23 protein-coding genes are annotated in these 18,475 nt (G+C 40.9%); 8 read left to right on the forward strand and 15 right to left on the reverse strand.

Going from position 1 to position 18,475, the window contains the following annotated elements; translation table 11 throughout:
- The first annotated feature begins 3 nt into the window (after positions 1-3).
- Positions 4-885, forward strand: a complete 882-nt coding sequence (locus tag CWB78_RS01300) for a peptidylprolyl isomerase (protein ID WP_138593974.1) — start codon at positions 4-6, stop codon at positions 883-885.
- A 33-nt stretch (positions 886-918) separates the two neighbouring features.
- Here the strand turns inward: CWB78_RS01300 and queF are convergent, their stop codons facing one another.
- Entirely contained in the window at positions 919-1,764 is an 846-nt protein-coding gene (queF, locus tag CWB78_RS01305; protein ID WP_138593975.1) for an NADPH-dependent 7-cyano-7-deazaguanine reductase QueF, read from the reverse strand.
- Between the two features lie 59 nt (positions 1,765-1,823).
- Between queF and syd the strand changes: the two genes are divergently transcribed.
- Positions 1,824-2,363 carry a SecY-interacting protein gene (syd, locus tag CWB78_RS01310; RefSeq protein WP_138593976.1) on the forward strand — a complete coding sequence of 180 codons (540 nt, stop codon included), beginning with the start codon at positions 1,824-1,826 and terminating at the stop codon, positions 2,361-2,363.
- Positions 2,364-2,418: 55 nt separating this feature from the next.
- Here syd and CWB78_RS01315 read toward each other — a convergent pair whose 3' ends face one another.
- The 3 genes from CWB78_RS01315 to CWB78_RS01325 form a co-directional block, all read right to left on the reverse strand.
- Complete coding sequence (locus tag CWB78_RS01315; protein ID WP_138593977.1) at positions 2,419-3,192, reverse strand: Zn-ribbon-containing protein; 774 nt, start codon at positions 3,190-3,192, stop codon at positions 2,419-2,421.
- A 13-nt stretch (positions 3,193-3,205) separates the two neighbouring features.
- Positions 3,206-3,475, reverse strand: a complete 270-nt coding sequence (locus CWB78_RS01320) for a hypothetical protein (protein WP_054202444.1) — start codon at positions 3,473-3,475, stop codon at positions 3,206-3,208.
- A gap of 104 nt (positions 3,476-3,579) precedes the next feature.
- On the reverse strand, positions 3,580-3,813 hold the full coding sequence (locus CWB78_RS01325; protein WP_010388246.1) for a DUF2789 domain-containing protein: 234 nt from the start codon (positions 3,811-3,813) through the stop codon (positions 3,580-3,582).
- A 287-nt stretch (positions 3,814-4,100) separates the two neighbouring features.
- Here CWB78_RS01325 and CWB78_RS01330 point away from each other — a divergent pair, with 287 nt between their 5' ends.
- On the forward strand, positions 4,101-4,751 hold the full coding sequence (locus CWB78_RS01330) for a GNAT family N-acetyltransferase (RefSeq protein ID WP_138593978.1): 651 nt from the start codon (positions 4,101-4,103) through the stop codon (positions 4,749-4,751).
- Positions 4,752-5,355: 604 nt separating this feature from the next.
- Here the strand turns inward: CWB78_RS01330 and CWB78_RS01335 are convergent.
- Together CWB78_RS01335 and CWB78_RS01340 are read right to left on the reverse strand one after the other, a co-directional pair.
- The gene (locus CWB78_RS01335; RefSeq protein WP_008109417.1) at positions 5,356-5,655 is read right to left on the reverse strand and encodes a DUF3301 domain-containing protein; all 300 of its coding nucleotides are present in this window, start codon (positions 5,653-5,655) and stop codon (positions 5,356-5,358) included.
- Positions 5,656-6,684, reverse strand: coding sequence for a DUF3549 family protein (locus CWB78_RS01340; RefSeq protein WP_138593979.1), 1,029 nt, complete (start codon positions 6,682-6,684; stop codon positions 5,656-5,658).
- A 103-nt stretch (positions 6,685-6,787) separates the two neighbouring features.
- On the opposite strand from CWB78_RS01340, the gene CWB78_RS01345 reads away from it, so the two are divergent.
- From CWB78_RS01345 to CWB78_RS01365, 5 genes are all read left to right on the forward strand, one after another.
- The gene (locus CWB78_RS01345) at positions 6,788-7,108 is read left to right on the forward strand and encodes a YqcC family protein (RefSeq protein ID WP_138593980.1); all 321 of its coding nucleotides are present in this window, start codon (positions 6,788-6,790) and stop codon (positions 7,106-7,108) included.
- The gene (truC, locus tag CWB78_RS01350; protein ID WP_138593981.1) at positions 7,101-7,865 is read left to right on the forward strand and encodes a tRNA pseudouridine(65) synthase TruC; all 765 of its coding nucleotides are present in this window, start codon (positions 7,101-7,103) and stop codon (positions 7,863-7,865) included. The genes CWB78_RS01345 and truC overlap by 8 nt, the downstream gene beginning before the upstream one ends.
- Positions 7,865-8,314: a flavodoxin gene (locus tag CWB78_RS01355; protein ID WP_138593982.1), complete on the forward strand. Its 450-nt coding sequence runs from the start codon at positions 7,865-7,867 to the stop codon at positions 8,312-8,314. The genes truC and CWB78_RS01355 overlap by 1 nt, the downstream gene beginning before the upstream one ends.
- A gap of 15 nt (positions 8,315-8,329) precedes the next feature.
- A complete protein-coding gene (locus tag CWB78_RS01360) occupies positions 8,330-9,205 on the forward strand; it encodes a nucleotidyltransferase family protein (RefSeq protein ID WP_138593983.1) in 876 nt (291 codons plus the stop codon).
- Between the two features lie 109 nt (positions 9,206-9,314).
- Positions 9,315-10,388 (forward strand): phosphotransferase enzyme family protein, encoded by a 1,074-nt coding sequence (locus CWB78_RS01365; RefSeq protein ID WP_138593984.1) that lies wholly within the window; start codon positions 9,315-9,317, stop codon positions 10,386-10,388.
- Between the two features lie 111 nt (positions 10,389-10,499).
- Here CWB78_RS01365 and CWB78_RS01370 read toward each other — a convergent pair whose 3' ends face one another.
- From CWB78_RS01370 to rlmH, 9 genes are all read right to left on the reverse strand, one after another.
- The gene (locus CWB78_RS01370) at positions 10,500-10,739 is read right to left on the reverse strand and encodes an RNA recognition motif domain-containing protein (RefSeq protein WP_008109433.1); all 240 of its coding nucleotides are present in this window, start codon (positions 10,737-10,739) and stop codon (positions 10,500-10,502) included.
- A gap of 138 nt (positions 10,740-10,877) precedes the next feature.
- Entirely contained in the window at positions 10,878-11,843 is a 966-nt protein-coding gene (gene lipA, locus CWB78_RS01375) for a lipoyl synthase (protein WP_008109434.1), read from the reverse strand.
- The gene (lipB, locus tag CWB78_RS01380; RefSeq protein ID WP_010388277.1) at positions 11,840-12,493 is read right to left on the reverse strand and encodes a lipoyl(octanoyl) transferase LipB; all 654 of its coding nucleotides are present in this window, start codon (positions 12,491-12,493) and stop codon (positions 11,840-11,842) included. Before lipB ends, lipA begins: the two co-directional genes overlap by 4 nt.
- Positions 12,494-12,512: 19 nt before the next feature.
- On the reverse strand, positions 12,513-12,791 hold the full coding sequence (gene ybeD / locus CWB78_RS01385) for a DUF493 family protein YbeD (RefSeq protein WP_008109437.1): 279 nt from the start codon (positions 12,789-12,791) through the stop codon (positions 12,513-12,515).
- Positions 12,792-13,000: 209 nt separating this feature from the next.
- Positions 13,001-14,161 (reverse strand): serine hydrolase, encoded by a 1,161-nt coding sequence (locus CWB78_RS01390; RefSeq protein ID WP_138593985.1) that lies wholly within the window; start codon positions 14,159-14,161, stop codon positions 13,001-13,003.
- A gap of 54 nt (positions 14,162-14,215) precedes the next feature.
- Entirely contained in the window at positions 14,216-14,977 is a 762-nt protein-coding gene (locus CWB78_RS01395) for a septal ring lytic transglycosylase RlpA family protein (protein ID WP_054202452.1), read from the reverse strand.
- Entirely contained in the window at positions 14,977-16,083 is a 1,107-nt protein-coding gene (gene rodA, locus CWB78_RS01400) for a rod shape-determining protein RodA (RefSeq protein ID WP_010388283.1), read from the reverse strand. The genes CWB78_RS01395 and rodA overlap by 1 nt, the downstream gene beginning before the upstream one ends.
- Positions 16,080-17,960: a penicillin-binding protein 2 gene (gene mrdA / locus CWB78_RS01405; RefSeq protein WP_010388286.1), complete on the reverse strand. Its 1,881-nt coding sequence runs from the start codon at positions 17,958-17,960 to the stop codon at positions 16,080-16,082. The genes rodA and mrdA overlap by 4 nt, the downstream gene beginning before the upstream one ends.
- Positions 17,961-17,969: 9 nt before the next feature.
- Positions 17,970-18,440 carry a 23S rRNA (pseudouridine(1915)-N(3))-methyltransferase RlmH gene (gene rlmH, locus CWB78_RS01410; RefSeq protein ID WP_002958522.1) on the reverse strand — a complete coding sequence of 157 codons (471 nt, stop codon included), beginning with the start codon at positions 18,438-18,440 and terminating at the stop codon, positions 17,970-17,972.
- Positions 18,441-18,475: the final 35 nt, after the last annotated feature.

The raw sequence follows: 18,475 nt of genomic DNA on the forward strand, positions 1-18,475 counted from the left end.
GGTATGAAAAAATTCGTAATCACTATTATAGCGTCGGCTTTGCTCGGCGGATGTGTCCAGCAAAGCACTTTGCCATCAACGCCAGTTAAAAGCCTAACCAGTAGTGAGATTATTGCTGCTACAACAGATGAGCAATGGCGATGGGTAGATCCTGAGAATATTTTAAAACTAACCCTACCTACCGGTGCTGCGTATATTGAGCTCAATCCAGCGCTTGCGCCAAAACACAGTGCCAATATTAAAAAATTGGCACGACAGGGCTTTTATCAGGGCACTCATATTTATCGTTTTGTGGAAGGGTTTGTTGCTCAAGGTGGTGATAGCACGGGTAAAAAGTTAACTAAAACCAAAAATAGCACAGTACCTGCCGAGTTTTATTTAACCACCAATAAGCCGCTTATGATCACTGAAATGGGTAGGGATGGCTATGCACCAATAACCGGGTTTTTAAATGGTTTTGCGGTGGCGCAAAATGAAACGCGTGATCAAACATGGCAAATTCATTGCCATGGTGTATTTGCAATGGCGCGCGGCAACGATATTAATAGTGCCAGCACGGAATTTTTTGTCACCATAGGGCAAGGTCCACGTTATTTAGACAAAAACATCACCGTATTTGGGCGAGTACTTACAGGTATGGCACATTTTCACCAGTTAGCGCGCACACCTGAAGGTGGTAGCGAGTTTAACCCCATTACAGATTTACAAGTATTAGCCGACGTTAGCAGCGATAGCAGCCGATTTAAAGTAATGAAAACAGACTCAGATGCATTTAAACAGTTAATCTCAGCACGAGGTAGTCGTAGCGAGGAATGGTTTGCGTATAGCCATAATTACATTGATGTGTGTGGAATGCCAGTGCCAACTAAGCAACTTAACGATTAAAAAAAGGAGCCTCGGGCTCCTTTTTTGCTTAGCTTATTGACGGTTTATTTTTACCGCAAAAGGGGTATCGTTATGATGAGTTGAGCGATATGGATTAATATCAAGGCCGCCACGACGCGTATAGCGCGCATACACTTCAAGCTCTTTAATATTCAATTGAGTGGTTAAGTCGCTATAAATACGCTCCACACATTGCTCATGGAACTCATTATGGGTCCTGAACGAAATTAAATAGCGTAATAATGACTCACGACACACTTGCTCACCAGTATAACGAATAATAATGCTGGCCCAATCCGGCTGTGAAGTAATTAAACAGTTCGATTTAAGCAGGTGACTATGCAAGGTTTCGCTAACCACTTTATCGCTTTGTGATTTTAGAGAATGTGCATCAATATGGTAGTTATCTATTTCAATATCTAACTCATCAATACACTCACCTGGAAGCGGTGTGCAAGGAATACAATTATAATCATCAGCGCTGTATAAGGTCACCTTTACCGGGCTGTTTACCGCATTTGATAAGTCGTCAATTAAATGTTGCTTAACAATTTCAACACTACCAAAGCGGCTTTGGTTAAAACTGTTTAAATAAAGCTTAAACGACTTTGACTCTATAATGTGACTACTTTGACATTCGAAAGTAAATATCGCCACCGCAACTTGTGGTTTGCCTTTGGTATTTAACCAAGATAGTTCGTAACCGGTCCAAATATCTTGGCCTTTGAATGGTAATGCGGCTTCATTAATACTCAACGCGTCGCGATTAAGCTTGCGAGCAATAGGAAAAAGCAAGCTGGGCGTGTATTGATCTACATACTCAGTAGATTGACCAAGTACGCTGCCTTTAAGATCGGGAGAATTGCTGTAATCTGTCATGTTTGCTCTTAAATAGTTACAATGGGGACATTATATCTAAATTAAATGAGTTTCACAGTATGTCTGTTGCAATGCAATTAGCCCAACTTCACCAACGCTTTAGTGAAAAAACCATCAAAAATACACAAAAGCAGCCACTCATCGCCCACGATGAGCAATGGCCAAGCCCTTGTGAAATAGGCACAGCCGATGAGCACGGTATGATTCAATGGCAAGCGATAGTGAGAGAGCCTGCAGGTTCTTTGGCAGATCTCGCTAACGCATTAGAGCTTGAATTTCCTGATGAACTTAACCAGTTTTATGGGCATATGTTTGCTGGCAGTATTTTAGCCAGCGTTGATGGTCATCAAATAGAATTATTACAAGCGTGGAATGAGGATGATTTTGACTTACTGCAACAAAATATCACGGGTCATGTTTTAATGAAGCGAAAGCTAAAGCAAGCGCCAAGTGTTTTTATTGGTTTAACTGATCAAGATGATTTACTTGTTACGGTATTAGTGGAAACAGGTGAGGTGTGCCTAGAGTATGTAGGTAAAAAGCCACATCATGTACTCGCCAAAAACCTCAGTGAATTTATAGCGTCGTTGGCAGTATAATTATAAGGTAATTTTAAGGTGTGATGTTTTAGACATAGCACCTTAAGCATGGGATTTATTGAAAATCCCATGAAATATTAGACACTAAACCACACGGCTCACACCTAAAATCAAATAAACCAAACCACGGCTCAGGTAATTTCCATTCACCTTGGCAACTTGGGCATTTACGCTTAAGCTCCGAGGCTTTATCGACCCCACCTACACGATATAAGTAATAGTAAACAGGCTTTTTAGTTAAAAAGCTGATGCGTTTGCTTATATCTTTACCTCGGCGATACAAATCACTTTGTGTGCTGGCTATTTCCTCTAATGCAGGAAATTCACAGCGAGTTGCGCCATTAATTTGAATTTGATCACACGCTTGCCAGTCTTCTTGCCATTTAATCAGGGTTTTATAATCGCCATTGGCAATTGCTGGAATATTAAATAGCGGAACGGGTAAAAAGTCATCGCCACAATACAGCGGGCTGCAGGTGTGCACATACGTAGTATATAAAATATAGCTTGAGGGATCTTTACAACCATCGGCACCGTTTGAGTGAATGTCTTGACCTATTATTTTCACCTTTGGTGCTAACAAGCCAGCACCATGAAGCTTCTCAACACTGTGCTTTACAAATGCACTGTTGTTAAGAGGGTGCATAGCGTCTTCGGTCGGACACATAACGCGTGTTATAAAATAGCCATCTTTTAACACCGTAGGAAATTCTTCTCCAATGATTTGGCCATTAAAACGTAATGCATTTACCAAGCGGTTTATTGCTTGCTCGGCTTGCTCTAAGGTGGTGTCTTGGTAGCAATCAAATGTTAAATCAACAACAAACATTTATAGTCTCAAATTATTTTGGCGCGAGCAGTGTAAGTAATTGATCTAACTTTTGCTCAATTCTATCTAATTGAGAGCTGTTTTGACCTTCATTACTGGCACTTTGCTTTGGGGTTTTCATTAAATTATAAATTGAATCAGGATTATTCTTATATTGACTCACCGCAGCAATAATAACCGGCATTGGGGTCGGTGTTGTTAAACGACTTTTAGTTAGTGCAACAGTGGGAACTTTGCCTTCATCAAGAAGGACTTTTATAGCTTCAAATACAGCAGCGTTCATTCAATTATAACTCTTTTATAAAGTAAGCTCGCAACATAGACGCTGCGAGCGGGTATGGTATCAATAAAGTGGCTAAGGCACATTAAAATGCGCCATAAAATTAATTATTTTTGACGAAGACGTACGTCTAATTCATCTATTACTTCACTCCAATCGCCATCAACCGCTAGCGATTCGGCAATGAAATGTTGTTGGGCTTCATCCCAAAAGGGAGCATCTTGCAACAAGGTTGTATCGGCAATGGAGTGCGAGGCAATAAATGCATCTATTTGCGCATCCGAATCCGGCAGTCCTAGTTGGGCGAACAAGGTATTAATAGTATGTTTTGTTGTATCCATAATAATGCTCCTAAATGAATTAATATGTATTAACTCTAGGGGGGAATGGTATATCTAGCCAGTTTAACCCTTACTGAATCTATGCTTTATTTACTCAATAGTAAGTCGCTAAAGCATGATCTGACTCAATGCAGTGGATGAGCGTACTAACTAAAATGTAAATTCGCTTATTTGTCTCACTTAGGTATATAGTTATATAAGCATTTGGTCATCGTTGTAGTTCAAAATTAATCCCTTATGCGTTACTTGGCGTAACGATGGGGGTGTAAAATAACAAAGGAAATAAAATGACAGCCACAGCAGAATCGACAGACGCCTTTAGTGTTCAGCATATTGCACCAGAGGATATAAGCACAGCAGCCAGCCTAATTTATCAGGCATACCAAAACGATCCTATTTTACAAACTCTGCTAGAGTATAACGAAGACAACCCGCTCGATTATGAAAAAAAACTACGTGCACTTATTCGTGAAGAGCTCAGTAGCTTTTGGCAAGAGAAGCAGCCTTTAATTGGCCTTTACCGTAATGATAAATTAAAAGCGGTTGCCTGTGTGTTTGAGTCAAATAGCCAATTACAAGCTGAGCGTTATTGGCATTGGCGATTAAAACTGATGCTAAGTGCAGGTTATTTACAAACGAATCAATTAATTGAAAAAGAAAAAACCATTCGTGACGCCTTAAAGCCGCAAGGGAATTATTACTTTTTAGCGTTTATTGCGGTTGATCCACACTTTCACGGGCAAGGGTTTGGTCGCACTTTACTTAAAGGTTTAGATGGCTTAATACACGATAATCCTGAGTCTTCTGGTATAGCGGTATTTGTGACTCGTGACGAGCATACGAAATTTTTTAAATCGCAAGGCTTTGAGCACTTTAAACAACTTTCATTTAACCAAGTTAAGGGTGAATTACTATTTAAAGTTGCTAATGCTCAATAAAGGTAGTTGTTCATAATGGCGTATCTGTAAGCCTATGTTCCAAATCGGGCACACCGGTGTGAGATATATCCTACATTAGTGTGCTCTTTGTCAGTTTAAATCCATTATTTATCCGTTTATAAGCATCAAGCTTCTGTTATTTATAGCTATTTTAGTTTTTTCAATTTTGTGACATTAAATTTTTTAGTTTTCCTCACTATTATACCCAGCCGTTTGGTTTAAACTTTACTTTGTCAAAACGACATAGCTCAATGACTGAGCTAATGCCATGGATATGGAATCAGGCAGCATAGTAGTGACTAGCAGGAAGCGCAAAGGACAAGTTAACACGGATGCAAGGATGAAACAGGAAGTACATGAAGTACTAAAATAGCTAGGAGCTATTTAAAGGATACCAAGGATGATGCGATAGGACATTGCAAGGAGCGTTAGTTTACGCAGGACGGCCAAGGCGGCAAGAGGATATTGCAGGATGCAATGGAGGGCTAACACGGTAGTTTGCTCGTTCAGTGGATGATAAACAAGGATCAGGTAAAGGATACCTTACAGGATGTTGGCAATTAGGGCGTAACTGAGGTTACGCCTTGGTTTTTTGTTACAAAAATTATATCTTATGTGGTGGCACAACCACACTTTTTAGCTTTTCATCTTCCATGATTAACACTCCCTGATAAGCATTTTCACCATCGCTTGAAAATTCAAAAATAAATTCGCTTTTCATGCCCGGTTTACCACTTTTTAAAATGCCAAACCGACGCTTGCTACAAGCCACACTCATTAGTTGTACCTGCAATTGCTCACTTTGGCGTTTGGCATGAACGTTCGCTGCTTCGGCTATTTTACGATTTAGCCAAAAAAAATAAATTACAGCCCCAATAAGTATGAACGTCCATAAACTAGCCATTTAAGAGAATAACCTTCCAATTGCGCGAGCTAACGTCTCGCTTCTGTTTTCTTTACGTAGTAATGCTAATAAATGTGGGCGAATAGTTGGAATTGCAACTAAATCTGCAAAAATGCTGGGAAATAACTCAGTTATTTTCTCATGGTGCGCACAGTTATCCATAAATACATGCAAACGCTGTGGCTCTTCTAATTGTTTAAAGCAGCGACCTGCAATAGTTAATAAAATGTCTGAGTCTTGCCCAAGCGTAGATTCTAAAGCGCAGTCAACCAGTTGTGCGCTAAGCCCTGTTGCTTGCCCTGATGATATGGCGCGAAGCGCGGCAGAAGCCGTAACCACATCATTATTCTTTAGGGCGGTTTGTCCATAACTTAACATTAACTCACTTAACGTGGGTGGTATTTCGATGTGTTCAAGCATTGCGCTTAATGGTTGTAATACTTCAACAGGTAAATTAGGCCACGCAGCGTGTAAGTGTTTTAAGTTATCAGCATTGTTGAGGCGATAAGCAAAATCAGCAATGCCTTGTAGTGCCACACTTTGCCAATTATCAAAACCAATCTGGCCACTAAAATAAAGCTGGGCATGCTCATAATACTGTGAGGCTGGTTGTTTTAATAACACTTTAACTTGTGCATTAAACGCCGCTAATTTATTAGCATTAGGAGTAAATACGTACGGGTTGTTATCGAGTTTGCCATCGGCTTGTTCGCCGGTAATTTCTGTTCCTAGTGCTTGAATTACCATGTCTGCAAAGTGGTCGCGGCTGGCACTAACGAGTTTACTTTGTTCATCAAGTGGGAATTTTAAAAACCACACATAGGGTTCTTTGCTAGCTTTACTGTCCCAAAATTGAATTGCTAGCCATGCATGGCCTGCTAATGGGTAAGGGTAAGGAACTTGTGCTTGCTCAACAGCTAAAAATTGTTGTTTATCAAGCTTGGTAATATGCCTGCCAATATCAAAAGCACGCCATTGAGTTCCTGCACCGTCTAAAAGCTGGCCTAATGTGGCTATATGTTCACTCATGAATTTCCAACTGTTTTTACTACAAAATTACGCTAATTATACGCCATAGCGACTGTTGAGGGAACAGGGTATAATTGTGCAATATACAAAGTAAAGGGTGATTATGACTGAGCAAACCCAACTCTATTTAACACAATTAACTGCGCTACTTAAAAAGTATCAGCTTTGGCAGAATGAGCCGATTGACTCTGCATTGTTGCATTCAAGCGTCCCTTTTTGCCATGATACGCTTGCATTTGAACAGTGGTTACAGTTTGTATTTATAGAAAAAATTCAACAGATTATTACAATGAAACAACCGTTACCGCGTAATTTTGCGATTGCTCCTATGGCGCAAATGACACTCATTGACAAACCCGCAAGCGAAGAGATTATTTCTTTGCTGACGCAATTAGATTCATTGCTTGGAGAGTCAGATGACTGAACGTCCAGCGCCAGTTGAATACGGCGAACTGAACATTCTCTATCAAGATGAGAACTATGTAGCGATTGATAAACCATCAGGCTTACTTGTTCATCGCTCCTTTTTAGATAAGCATGAAACTCAATTTGCAATGCAAATGCTACGCGATCAACTCGGTCAGCATGTGTTTCCTGTGCACCGTCTTGATAGGCCGACATCGGGTGTGTTGTTGTTTGCTTTAAGCTCAGAAGCCGCGCGTGATATGAATCAGCTGTTTATTGAGGGCACGATCTCAAAGCGTTATTTAGCTTTGGTACGCGGATTTGCGCCTGAATCTGTTTTTTTAGATAAACCGTTAAAAGAAGAACTAGACAAAATTGCTGATAAATTTGCCGATCAGAATAAAGATGCTCAAGAAGCACAAACTCAGTTTAACTGTTTGCATCAAGCTGCGTTGCCTATCCCTATAGGAAAATACCCAACAGTTAGGTATTCTTTGGTAGAGTGTTTCCCTAAAACAGGGCGTAAACATCAAATTCGTCGCCATTTAAAGCATTTGTCGTTACCGATAATTGGCGATGTTAACCATGGTGATAACCAGCACAATCAGTTTTTTAGAGAACACTTTTCTCTTAGGCGATTAATGTTATTTGCCACAGAACTGCGTTTTGTACATCCTTACAGTAATGAATCGATAATAATTAAAGCGCCACTAGGTGATGCAATGTTGAGTATTTGCAAACAGTTAGGGTGGCCAAGTGAAGAAAAGGATTATTAATGGCACATATTAGTATTTTTGTAGGCAGCGTGTACGGTGGTGCTGAACGTTTAAGTGAGCAAATGAGAGATACCATTGAGCAAGCCGGCCATCAGGTAAGCGTATTCGCAGAGCCAAATTTAGAAGATATAAAAAATGCATCGCATATTTTAATTGTTACCTCAACAACAGGCCAAGGTGATATACCTGCTAACTTGGCAGAGCTTTATAATCAGCTTAATAGCACCTTTCCAATGTTAACTAATAAGCCATTTGGCATCGTGGCTATGGGTGATAGAAGCTACGGTGATACGTTTTGCGCAGCAGGGCGTAGTTTTGATGAATTACTACGTGACTTACAAGCTAAACCTGTAGGTAATCGATTAGAAATTGATGCCTGTGAAGACTTTGAGCCTTGGCCTGTCACCGAGCCGTGGTTACAAATTTGGCTTGATAAATTACCCTCTTAAATGCGCAGACTCTAAATGAAAAAATATAAACTGAGTTTAATTGTGCTTGCAGGTGGCTTAGGTAGTCGCTTTGGTGGCAATAAACAAATTGCAGAGATTCCAGGGCTAAATTGCACTATTATGGAGCTGAGTATTATTGATGCGCATGCTGCAGGGGTGACGCAGGTGGTGCTGATCATAAACCAAGCGGTACGCAGTGAAATAGAGCGTACTATTTTGCCCCGATTACCTAGTGATATTGATGTGGTGCTGGTGGAGCAACACATTGAGCAGGTTCCCGAACAGTTTAAAGCAACACTTGCCCAACGGAAAAAACCCTGGGGAACAGGTCACGCTCTGCTGTGTGCCAAAGCCCACATTAATAACCCCGCTATTGTGATCACTGCCGATGACTATTATGGCAAATCTTCGTTTGTATTACTGAGTGAGCACTTTAAAAGAAGCGCTGAATGGGCAATGGTAGGGTATCCGATTATTGATACTCTTTCTGAGCACGGTGGTGTTAATCGTGGGGTATGTAATATTGCGGATGGAAAGCTTGTTGCCGTAACCGAGTATTTGAATATTCAACAACAGTCTGAGCATATTTTTGGCGATAACCCACAGGGTTTACGTGAGAAAATTAGCCCAAACTCCCTAGGCTCGATGAGTTTTTGGGGGATCACCCCTTGCTTTTTTGACTATTTGCAACAAGGCTTTGAAACGTTTTTACAGCAATATAACGTGAATACTCAGCAAGAGTACTACTTACCCGATCAAATCCAGAAAGCTATTAATGTAAAAGCACAGCCTGTATTTGTATACACTGCAAAAGAGCCTTGGTTTGGTGTTACCTATAAATCAGAACTGACAAGCATTGCGGCTACTTTGTGCGCATTACGTCAAGCATAAAGATGGTAGTACCAATTTTATTATAAATATGATCAATCTAGCATGTTAAATAACCCGCTACCTGCGTTAAAAATTATTATCGCCTTGGGCGAAAAGAGTGAAGTAGAAAATGAATACAGTTCCTATAGAAGTTTATTTATCTGAGAGTTTTGGCCTTGACGAGAAGCATGCGAGCATAAAACCCATAGGCAGTGGGCATATAAATACTACTATGTTATTAAGCACTTCGAAGCGGTCACTGGTTGTACAAAAGCTCAATACGGTGGTGTTTCCAAAACCACAGTTACTTGTTGATAATGCGCGATTAATAGAGCAACACTTAACTAAAAAACAACAAGCAGGTGAATTCAATCTAGCAATAGTACGCCATGTAGCGACGACTCAGAATGACTATTTAGTTAATAATGATGATGATACTTGGCGAGCACTTGAGTTTATTGGTGGCAGTTACAGTGAAGATGTGGTTAATACTGCTAGCCAGGCGCAAACAGCAGCTAATGCATTTGGTCAATTTGCGCAAGCGCTACAAGACTTTGACGCGAACAATTTACATGCGGTTATTCCCAATTTTCATAACTTGACCATGCGTGCAGAAGTCTTCAAGCAAGTTGTTAGTACCGATCCTCATAAACGTTTGGCTCATTGTCAGGAAGAAGTTGATTTTTGCCTGTCGCAGCTTTCACTTATCGATGAGCTTAATGCCCTTGAGGGAAAAGTGCCTATTCGTGTGTGCCATAACGATACTAAAATAAACAACATGCTATTTTGCTTAGACTCTAATAATGCAAAAGCGGTGATAGATTTAGATACTTGTATGCCTGGTTATTGGCTTAATGATTTTGGCGATATGGTCAGAACATTTTGCTCTGCAGAGCAAGAAGATTCAACGGCGCTTGAAAAGGTAGGTGTTCGTGAAGATATTTTTGCAGCGATTGTGAAAGGCTATGTTGAGCCACTAAAGGGGGTATTAACGCCCGCCGAGAAACAAAGCTTTTGGTTAGGTGCTAAAGTAATGCCCTTTATGATTGGCTTACGCTTTTTAACTGATTATATAGATGGTGATAATTACTTTAGCGTTAAGCATAAGAGACACAACTTAGATCGCGCAAAAAACCAATTTTCCTTATACAAGGATATAGTAAGTAAGCAGCAGGTCTTAAAGGAGATTTTGACTCAGGTATAAACCCAATTAATTATATTGCTCAAAGCGTTATAACTAAAACTTTGAGCAATATAAATTGAGGTTAAACATTGAAAGTATGTGTTAACTTCCAACATCTCAATTTTTTACTTATTAAGCATCCGCTAGTTTTACACGGATTTTGCTTTTGTCTACTGTGGTTTGATTAAGCGCTTTAATTGCGCCTTTAACTTCAATGTCATTAGGCATTTCTACAAAGGCAAAGCCTTTAGATTGGCCTGTTTCTTTATCGAGTACCAAGTTACAGGTGGTGACTTTACCGTGAGCCGTAAATAACGTACGAAGTTCATGCTCAGTAGTGGCACGTGATAAGTTACGAACTAATAATTTCATATATAACCTAAATAATGGGTTCAAGCATAATTATCTCAAGTAACCTTGCTTTAACCTAACGTTATTTTATAAACAGTAAAAATAACTATTAAAAAACAAAAAACCGCCTAATGGCGGTTTTTTATACATTGCGAGAGATTACTTTACTTCTTTACCCGCTGCTTGTTGATCTGCATGATAGCTTGAACGTACAAACGGGCCTGAAGCGGCGTGTGTAAAGCCAATTTCATCAGCATATTCTTTTAATGCGTCAAATTCAGCTGGTGGCACGTAACGCTTAACGGGTAAGTGATGCTTAGACGGTTGTAGGTATTGCCCTACAGTAAGCATATCAACGTTATGAGCACGTAAATCGCGAAGTACTTCCTCGATTTCGCTAATTTCTTCACCAAGGCCAACCATTAAGCCTGATTTTGTTTTAACCTCAGGATGGGCTTCTTTAAAGCGACGTAATAATTCAAGAGACCATTTATAGTCAGCACCTGGGCGCGCAAGTTTGTATAAACGTGGCGCCGTTTCTAGGTTGTGATTAAATACATCTGGCGGCGTTTCAATTAAAATTTCTAACGCTCTGTCCATACGGCCACGAAAATCGGGCACTAAAATCTCAATGGTAATTTCTGGATTATGCTTACGAATTTCGCGGATACAATCAGCAAAGTGCTGAGCACCACCGTCACGTAAATCATCACGGTCTACAGAAGTAATAACCACATAGCTTAACTTCATGTCTTTAATGGTCAGTGCCAGCTTTTCAGGCTCAGCGGCATCAGGTTTTAATGGGCGACCATGTGCAACGTCACAGAATGGACAACGACGTGTACAAATAGCCCCTAAAATCATAAAGGTCGCTGTACCGTGGTTAAAACACTCTGATAAGTTAGGACACGAAGCTTCTTCACATACAGAGTGAAGGCCATGCTTACGCATTGCTTGTTTTATGCCGTCAATTCGCTCGGTTGACTTGGGTAAGCGAATTTTAAGCCACTCTGGCTTACGGAGCATTTCGGTTTTTTCTGTTGGTAAAACTTTAACGGGGATCAACGCCATTTTTTCTGCGTCGCGTAGTTTTACACCTGGTTCCATTTTGACTGGTTTATTCATTCGTTTTCAAACCCTTCAGTATGCTTAACCTGTGTTGCATTAAGCTTCTTGATCATGTGTTTTACCAGCCCTTCACCTGCAGCTTCAAGGTTTTGAGGGCCATTTAGTTCTTTAGTTTGCACCATATTCATGCCCGCATAACCACATGGGTTAATGCGTAAAAATGGACTTAGATCCATATTAACATTTAATGCCAAGCCATGAAATGAGCAGCCACGACGAACTCGTAAACCTAAAGATGCAATTTTACTGTCGTTAACGTAAACACCAGGGGCATCCGCTTTCGCGTATGCATCTATGGCGAACTCTGAAAGGGACTCAATGATGCACTCTTCAAGCCAAGTAACTAGCTCTCGCACCCCAATTTTTAAACGACGTAAATTAAATAATACATACATCATTTGCTGACCAGGGCCGTGGTAAGTCACCTGTCCACCGCGGTCAACTTTAATCACTTCAATGTCACCTGGGGCGAGTAAGTGCTCATCTTTACCGGCTTGGCCTTGGGTAAATACACTTTCATGCTCTACTAACCAAATTTCATCTGGCGTATTTTCATCACGGGTGTCGGTAAAGTCTTGCATTTTTTGCCAAATCGGCATGTAACGCTGACGACCCAGTTGGCGTACGATTAGGGTGTTTTCGCTCACAACAAATCTCAACTATAGCTTAAAGCATATGGCGCACGTCATCGATATTGCTGATCACGTTGTAAATTTCTTCAATGTGTTTGCCGCTTGTTACTGTGGCTACTAAAGTGACTGACTCATAGTTACCTTTACTGCTCGGTTTTACTTTTGGCGCATAATCACCCGGAGCGATAGGTTGTAACTTTTCTAAAATTTGATCAGTTAAGTTTACGTTTGCTAAACCCATAATTTTAAATGTAAACGGGCAAGGGTACTCTAGGTACTCATCAAATTTAGTGTTTTTAACAGGTTCAACCACGACGGGAACTCCTCAAACAAAAGTGTTGGCTCAACTTATACGTTAAGCTTAAAACTGACAGGCTAATGACAATCTTGAAATGATGTTACTTTTGACCTAAGCCAACGATAGTCATTCAATACGATTGGTATATATGGGGCGCATTCTAGCACTTTTCAAGCAAAAAAAAACGCCTCACAGAAGAGGCGTTCATATTACTTTACTCGTGCTTACATTATTTGTAAGCGTAAGTAGTCATATATTTTGCTGAAGAAGCTACCTTCTTGTATTTCTTCAAGTGTAACTAGCGGATATTGTGCAATATCTTCGCCTTCAAGTTGTAAAAACAGCGTGCCTACTTTAGTGCCTTTAGCTAAAGGTGCTTCAAGCGTATCGTCAAGCTCAAAGTTTGCTTTCAGGTTTTTATGTTGGCCACGAGGGATTGTAATAGGGGTGTCTTCTAAAATACCTAAAGAGACATTCTCTTTGTTACCCATCCAGATGCGTTGCTCTGCAAAACTATCGCCAGCTTTGTAAGGCGTAATTGTTTCAAAAAAGCGGAAACCGTAGTTAATCAGTTTTTTACTTTCAACTTTACGCGCACGCTCACTTGAAGTACCCATAACTACCGCAATTAAACGCATGTCGTTTTTCGTTGCCGAGGTGACTAAGCTGTAACCCGCATCAGATGTATGGCCTGTTTTAATACCATCAACATCTAAGCTTTCATCCCATAACAACGAGTTACGGTTATATTGCTTTATACCATTGTATGTAAATGACTTTTCTTTATATAGTGCATATTCGTCCGGCACATCTCTGATCAAGGCTGCGCCAAGTGTGGCCATATCGCGTGGCGTTGTGTAGTGCTCGTCTGTATCAAGACCGTGACTATTAATAAAGTGAGTATTTGTCATGCCTATCTTTTCAGCATGGGCATTCATTAAATCTGCAAAGGCACTTTCGCTGCCTGCAATATGCTCAGCCATGGCAACACAGGCATCATTACCTGATTGCACAATAATACCGTGATTAAGTTCATCTACACTTACTTGCTTACCCACTTCAATGAACATTTTAGATGATTCAGGAAAGTTTTTTGCCCACGCTCTTTCACTGATAGTTACCATATCGGTGGGTGCGATATTACCCGCATTTATTTCTGTACCAATTACATAACTAGTCATCATTTTAGTTAAGCTAGCAGGAGCAAGTTTTGTATCAGCTTCACCTTCTGCAATCACTTTACCTGTGGTGAAGTCCACCAAAAAGTAACCTTTAGCATTAACTTGAGGAGGGGCTGGAATAATTTGTGCGGTGGCTGAAAAGACGGCGGCAGAACAGACTAAGCCGCAAACACCAGTAAGAATTTTATGTTTAATAGATTTCATCATACTCATTAATGGTTAAAGTTAAAAATATGCATTCTCCCTATTCTAAAGGGCTTACTGAGTGTAAAGCAAGAACGCGTTTTGAAATTGATTTTGTTTTAATGTTTCTAGTACTTGTTGCGCGTGTTGGGCATCTTTTATCGGCCCTAAGTGCAATCTATAAATACCGTCTTTTTCGACGATATTTGTTGGTAATTTATATTGCTCTCGTAGTGTGTGTGCCAATGCTTCTATGTTGGCTAACGTACTACCTGCAGCTACTTGAACATAGGTTTTTCGTGCATGGGTATCTGCAAGGGTAATCGCTTCAAGCTTAACCTGTGCTGTACCGTATTTATGGTAGCCAAGTTTATAGGCTGCAGCATAAGAAAGATCAATGATTCTATCGTCATGAAAAGGCCCGCGATCGTTAACCCGTACTATAACAGATTGGCCATTGGCTGTATTTGTTACGCGCACAAAACTCGGTAAGGGCAAGGTTTTGTGAGCTGCCGTCATAGCGAACATATCGTAAATTTCGCCGTTAGAGGTGTGATAACCATGAAATTTTCGGCCATACCATGAGGCAATGCCCGTTTCTGAATAACCTGTTTCATCGAGCATAGGGGTATAACGTTTGCCCAACACTTCGTAAGGGCGTGTGGTGCTCGCGCTTTTTATAACTTTAGTGACAATAGCATCTTGCATTTCTAATTCAGTTGGTGCTCGAAGAGGCGCTGCATCATGGCGCATGCTGTAACGGCTATTTGAACTGCTACATGCACTTAAAAAGAGGCTAACGAGTGCAATAATTATAAGTTGTTTATAAAGGCGCATTATTTTAAGAGCATCCTTTTATCTGTGGCAATCGACATAATAATGCCAAATGCAGCCATCAAGGTCACCATTGAGGTGCCGCCATAACTAATTAATGGTAAGGGAACACCTACAACAGGTAATAAACCCGAGACCATACCAATGTTTACAAAAATATAAACGAAAAATGTGAGTGTCAGAGAGCCTGCGAGTAACTTGCCAAAAGCTTCTTGTGCATTAACTGCAATAAATAATCCACGGCCAATGATGAATAAGTACAGGCTAAGTAAAATACACACACCAAATAAACCAAACTCTTCACTCAGTACAGAAAAAATAAAATCGGTATGTCGTTCAGGTAAAAATTCCAGTTGTGATTGTGTGCCTTGCAACCAGCCTTTGCCTTCGATACCGCCTGAGCCAATAGCAATTTTTGATTGAATAATATGATAGCCAGAACCAAGCGGATCGCTCTCAGGATCTAAAAAGGTCAGTACTCTTTGCTTTTGATAATCGTGCATACCATAGTGCCAAAATGGCCACGCTGCCAAAGCAACAACTGAGCTTAAAAAGCCAATTAAACGCCAACTCAAGCCAGATAAAAACAATACAAACACCCCCGAACTGGCAATCAAAATTGAGGTGCCTAAATCGGGCTGTTCCTTAATAAGTAAGGTGGGCAACATTACAATGGCAAAGCCAATAATTAAATGAAGTGGACGCGGTGGTAAGTGGTTACGACCAATGTACCAAGCCACCATCATAGGAACCGCTAATTTCATCAGCTCTGAGGGTTGAAAGCGGGTAATACCTAAATCTAACCAGCGTTGAGCGCCTTTAGAGCTTACACCAAATAGTAGTACTCCAACTAGCATGAGTAGCCCTAGGCAATACATGGGAATGACTAAGCGTTTTAACGTAGCGGGGGGGATTTGCGCTAAAACAAACATTCCAATAATTGCACCTGCCATGCGGGTTACATGGCGGATCATCATAGCCGAGTCTTGGCCTGAGGCACTATAAACGATAGTGATGCTGCCAGCCATCATCAGTAATAAAGCAATTAAAAGTGGCAAATCGATATGCAGGCGTAGCCAAATAGAACGCTTATTATGTAAAGCCGTCATGGTACTTTACTCCCTGAGGATTGAATTGGGTTAGCTGCAAAATAATAATCCATTAATTGACGGGCAATCGGCGCACCTACTGAGCTTCCGCCTCCGGTATTTTCTACCACAATAGAGACCACTATTTGTGGGTTGTTGTAGGGGGCAAAACCGACGTAAATGGCGTTATCACGTTGGCGCTCTTTAAGTGCATCGGCGTCGTAACGCTCGCCTTGAGCAATACTGACTACTTGGGCTGTACCGGTTTTACCTGCTGGATCGTAGGTAGCGCCTTTAAACGCACGATGGGCAGTTCCGGTGGTTTTTTTAACGGTGTTATGCATAGCATCAATCGCGATGCGCCAGTTATCCTCGTTATTAAGAACAACAGGTGGCTTTTCCTCATTATTGAGCTGAGTAATTTGATCTTCTTTTTTAGCAACTTGCACTAAATGAGGAGGGTGATTTATCCCTCTGTTAACTAAAATATTAGTGGCATTCGCTATTTGAATGGGGGTGGCAGTCCAATAACCTTGGCCAATTCCTACAGAAATAGTATCGCCACGCCACCACGACTCTTTAAAACGATCTTCTTTCCACTCTTTTGAGGGTAAAATAGCGGTTGTTTCTTCATGAATATCAATACCGGATAACTCACCAAAACCAAAACGGGCCATAAAATTACTTATTTTGGTGATCCCCATGCGATACGCTGCATCGTAAAAGTAGGTATCGCATGACTCTTCTATTGCTTTGTAAACATCTACATGGCCATGGCCCCAACGTCGCCAATCTCGCCATCTATGCTCTACGTTTGGTATTTGAAAAAAACCTGGATCCCACATGGTGGTGGTTTCTTGCACTATGTTTTCTTCTAATGCCAAAATAGCCATGTGCGGCTTAATAGTCGATGCGGGTGCATAGCGTCCTTGAGTGGTACGGTTTATAAGTGGGCGATCTGGATTAAGTAGGGCTTTGTAGTCTTTACTGCTAATACCGTGCACAAATAAATTGGGGTCATAACTTGGGTTTGAATAAAGCGCTAGAACACCGCCATCTTTTGCATCCATTACCACAATAGCGCCGCGCATATCTTTAAGTGCATGTTGGGCTATTTGTTGTAAACCAATGTCGAGAGTAAGTACTAAGTCGTCACCCGGCTGCGGTGGATCCATGTTTAAGGTGCGAATAATACGGCCACGGTTGTTTACTTCAACCCGCTGTGAGCCGACTTGTCCATGTAGTAATGGCTCGTAATACTTTTCGATACCCAGTTTACCAATATCATGCGTGGCTCGGTAGTTTGTGGCTTCATCTTGTTGTTCAAGCTTATTTAATTCTTTTCTATTGAGCTTTGCAACATAGCCTAATGCATGGGTTAAAGTATCGCCAAAGGGATAATATCTTGCTAGGCGCGCTTCAATGCTAAACCCTGGAAATTTATGCTGGTTTACTGAAAACATCGCTACTTCGTTTTCATTTAAACGGGCTTTGAGGACTTGGCTTTTAAAACGTCGAGTATGTTTTATATCATCAAGAAAATCAGCTTGTTGTTGCTCGGTTATTTCAATGATTTTGCTGATAGACTTCAAAGAGGCGGTTAAATCATCAACTTCTTCGGGGATCACTTCAAGGTTATAAACGGGCTTATTTTCGGCCAGTAAAACACCGTTGCGGTCGTAGATAAGTCCGCGATTAGGTGCAATAGGGATTACTTTTATGCGGTTGTCATTAGAGCGAGTTTGGTAATCTTGGTGGTCGTCAACTTGAATGGTGTACAAGTTAGACAATAATATGGCTACTAAGGCTAAGATAAAAATAAAACCCACAAATGCACGCCGAGCAAATAAATTAGCTTCTGCTGAGTGGTCGCGAATAGTGGGTCTTCGTTTTAGCATGGCAAGAAACTACTCGCGATGATAAGGGTGGTTGTTATTTAAGCTCCAGCCTCTGTAAAGACTTTCAGCAACAATAATGCGTACCAAAGGGTGTGGGAGCGTTAAATTTGATAACGACCATTTTTGCTCAGAGGCCGCAATACACTCGGGAGCTAAGCCTTCTGGTCCGCCAATCAGTAAACTGACATCGCGACCATCAAGTTGCCACTTTTCCATGTTTTTCGCTAGCTGGTGAGTATCCAGTGCTTTACCGGTTACTTCTAGTGTGACAATACGATTGCCTTTAGGTATGGCGGCTAAGGTTTTTTCACCTTCAATGTGTAAAATACGCTTTATATCTGCGTTTTTGCCACGTTTACCTGCAGGTATTTCGATTAGTTCCAGTGCCATATCTTTGGGAAAGCGGCGCTGATATTCTGCAAAACCTGTTTCTACCCATGCTGGCATTTTTGTACCAACAGCAATCATTTGTATTTTCACGACGTTACTTCCAAGCGTTGTCTAAAATAGGGAGC

It is taken from the genome of Pseudoalteromonas sp. S1612 (genome assembly GCF_005887175.1).
Taxonomy (GTDB): Bacteria; Pseudomonadota; Gammaproteobacteria; order Enterobacterales; family Alteromonadaceae; genus Pseudoalteromonas; species Pseudoalteromonas undina.

What these genes read in the sequence shown, in the direction of transcription:
- CWB78_RS01300 (WP_138593974.1), top strand. Translation starts at nt 4, where the DNA reads ATGAAAAAATTCGTAATCACTATTATAGCGTCGGCTTTGCTCGGCGGA.
- queF (WP_138593975.1), bottom strand. Translation starts at nt 1,764, where the DNA reads ATGACAGATTACAGCAATTCTCCCGATCTTAAAGGCAGCGTACTTGGT.
- syd (WP_138593976.1), top strand. Translation starts at nt 1,824, where the DNA reads ATGTCTGTTGCAATGCAATTAGCCCAACTTCACCAACGCTTTAGTGAA.
- CWB78_RS01315 (WP_138593977.1), bottom strand. Translation starts at nt 3,192, where the DNA reads ATGTTTGTTGTTGATTTAACATTTGATTGCTACCAAGACACCACCTTA.
- CWB78_RS01320 (WP_054202444.1), bottom strand. Translation starts at nt 3,475, where the DNA reads ATGAACGCTGCTGTATTTGAAGCTATAAAAGTCCTTCTTGATGAAGGC.
- CWB78_RS01325 (WP_010388246.1), bottom strand. Translation starts at nt 3,813, where the DNA reads ATGGATACAACAAAACATACTATTAATACCTTGTTCGCCCAACTAGGA.
- CWB78_RS01330 (WP_138593978.1), top strand. Translation starts at nt 4,101, where the DNA reads ATGACAGCCACAGCAGAATCGACAGACGCCTTTAGTGTTCAGCATATT.
- CWB78_RS01335 (WP_008109417.1), bottom strand. Translation starts at nt 5,655, where the DNA reads ATGGCTAGTTTATGGACGTTCATACTTATTGGGGCTGTAATTTATTTT.
- CWB78_RS01340 (WP_138593979.1), bottom strand. Translation starts at nt 6,684, where the DNA reads ATGAGTGAACATATAGCCACATTAGGCCAGCTTTTAGACGGTGCAGGA.
- CWB78_RS01345 (WP_138593980.1), top strand. Translation starts at nt 6,788, where the DNA reads ATGACTGAGCAAACCCAACTCTATTTAACACAATTAACTGCGCTACTT.
- truC (WP_138593981.1), top strand. Translation starts at nt 7,101, where the DNA reads ATGACTGAACGTCCAGCGCCAGTTGAATACGGCGAACTGAACATTCTC.
- CWB78_RS01355 (WP_138593982.1), top strand. Translation starts at nt 7,865, where the DNA reads ATGGCACATATTAGTATTTTTGTAGGCAGCGTGTACGGTGGTGCTGAA.
- CWB78_RS01360 (WP_138593983.1), top strand. Translation starts at nt 8,330, where the DNA reads ATGAAAAAATATAAACTGAGTTTAATTGTGCTTGCAGGTGGCTTAGGT.
- CWB78_RS01365 (WP_138593984.1), top strand. Translation starts at nt 9,315, where the DNA reads ATGAATACAGTTCCTATAGAAGTTTATTTATCTGAGAGTTTTGGCCTT.
- CWB78_RS01370 (WP_008109433.1), bottom strand. Translation starts at nt 10,739, where the DNA reads ATGAAATTATTAGTTCGTAACTTATCACGTGCCACTACTGAGCATGAA.
- lipA (WP_008109434.1), bottom strand. Translation starts at nt 11,843, where the DNA reads ATGAATAAACCAGTCAAAATGGAACCAGGTGTAAAACTACGCGACGCA.
- CWB78_RS01390 (WP_138593985.1), bottom strand. Translation starts at nt 14,161, where the DNA reads ATGAAATCTATTAAACATAAAATTCTTACTGGTGTTTGCGGCTTAGTC.
- CWB78_RS01395 (WP_054202452.1), bottom strand. Translation starts at nt 14,977, where the DNA reads ATGCGCCTTTATAAACAACTTATAATTATTGCACTCGTTAGCCTCTTT.
- rodA (WP_010388283.1), bottom strand. Translation starts at nt 16,083, where the DNA reads ATGACGGCTTTACATAATAAGCGTTCTATTTGGCTACGCCTGCATATC.
- mrdA (WP_010388286.1), bottom strand. Translation starts at nt 17,960, where the DNA reads ATGCTAAAACGAAGACCCACTATTCGCGACCACTCAGCAGAAGCTAAT.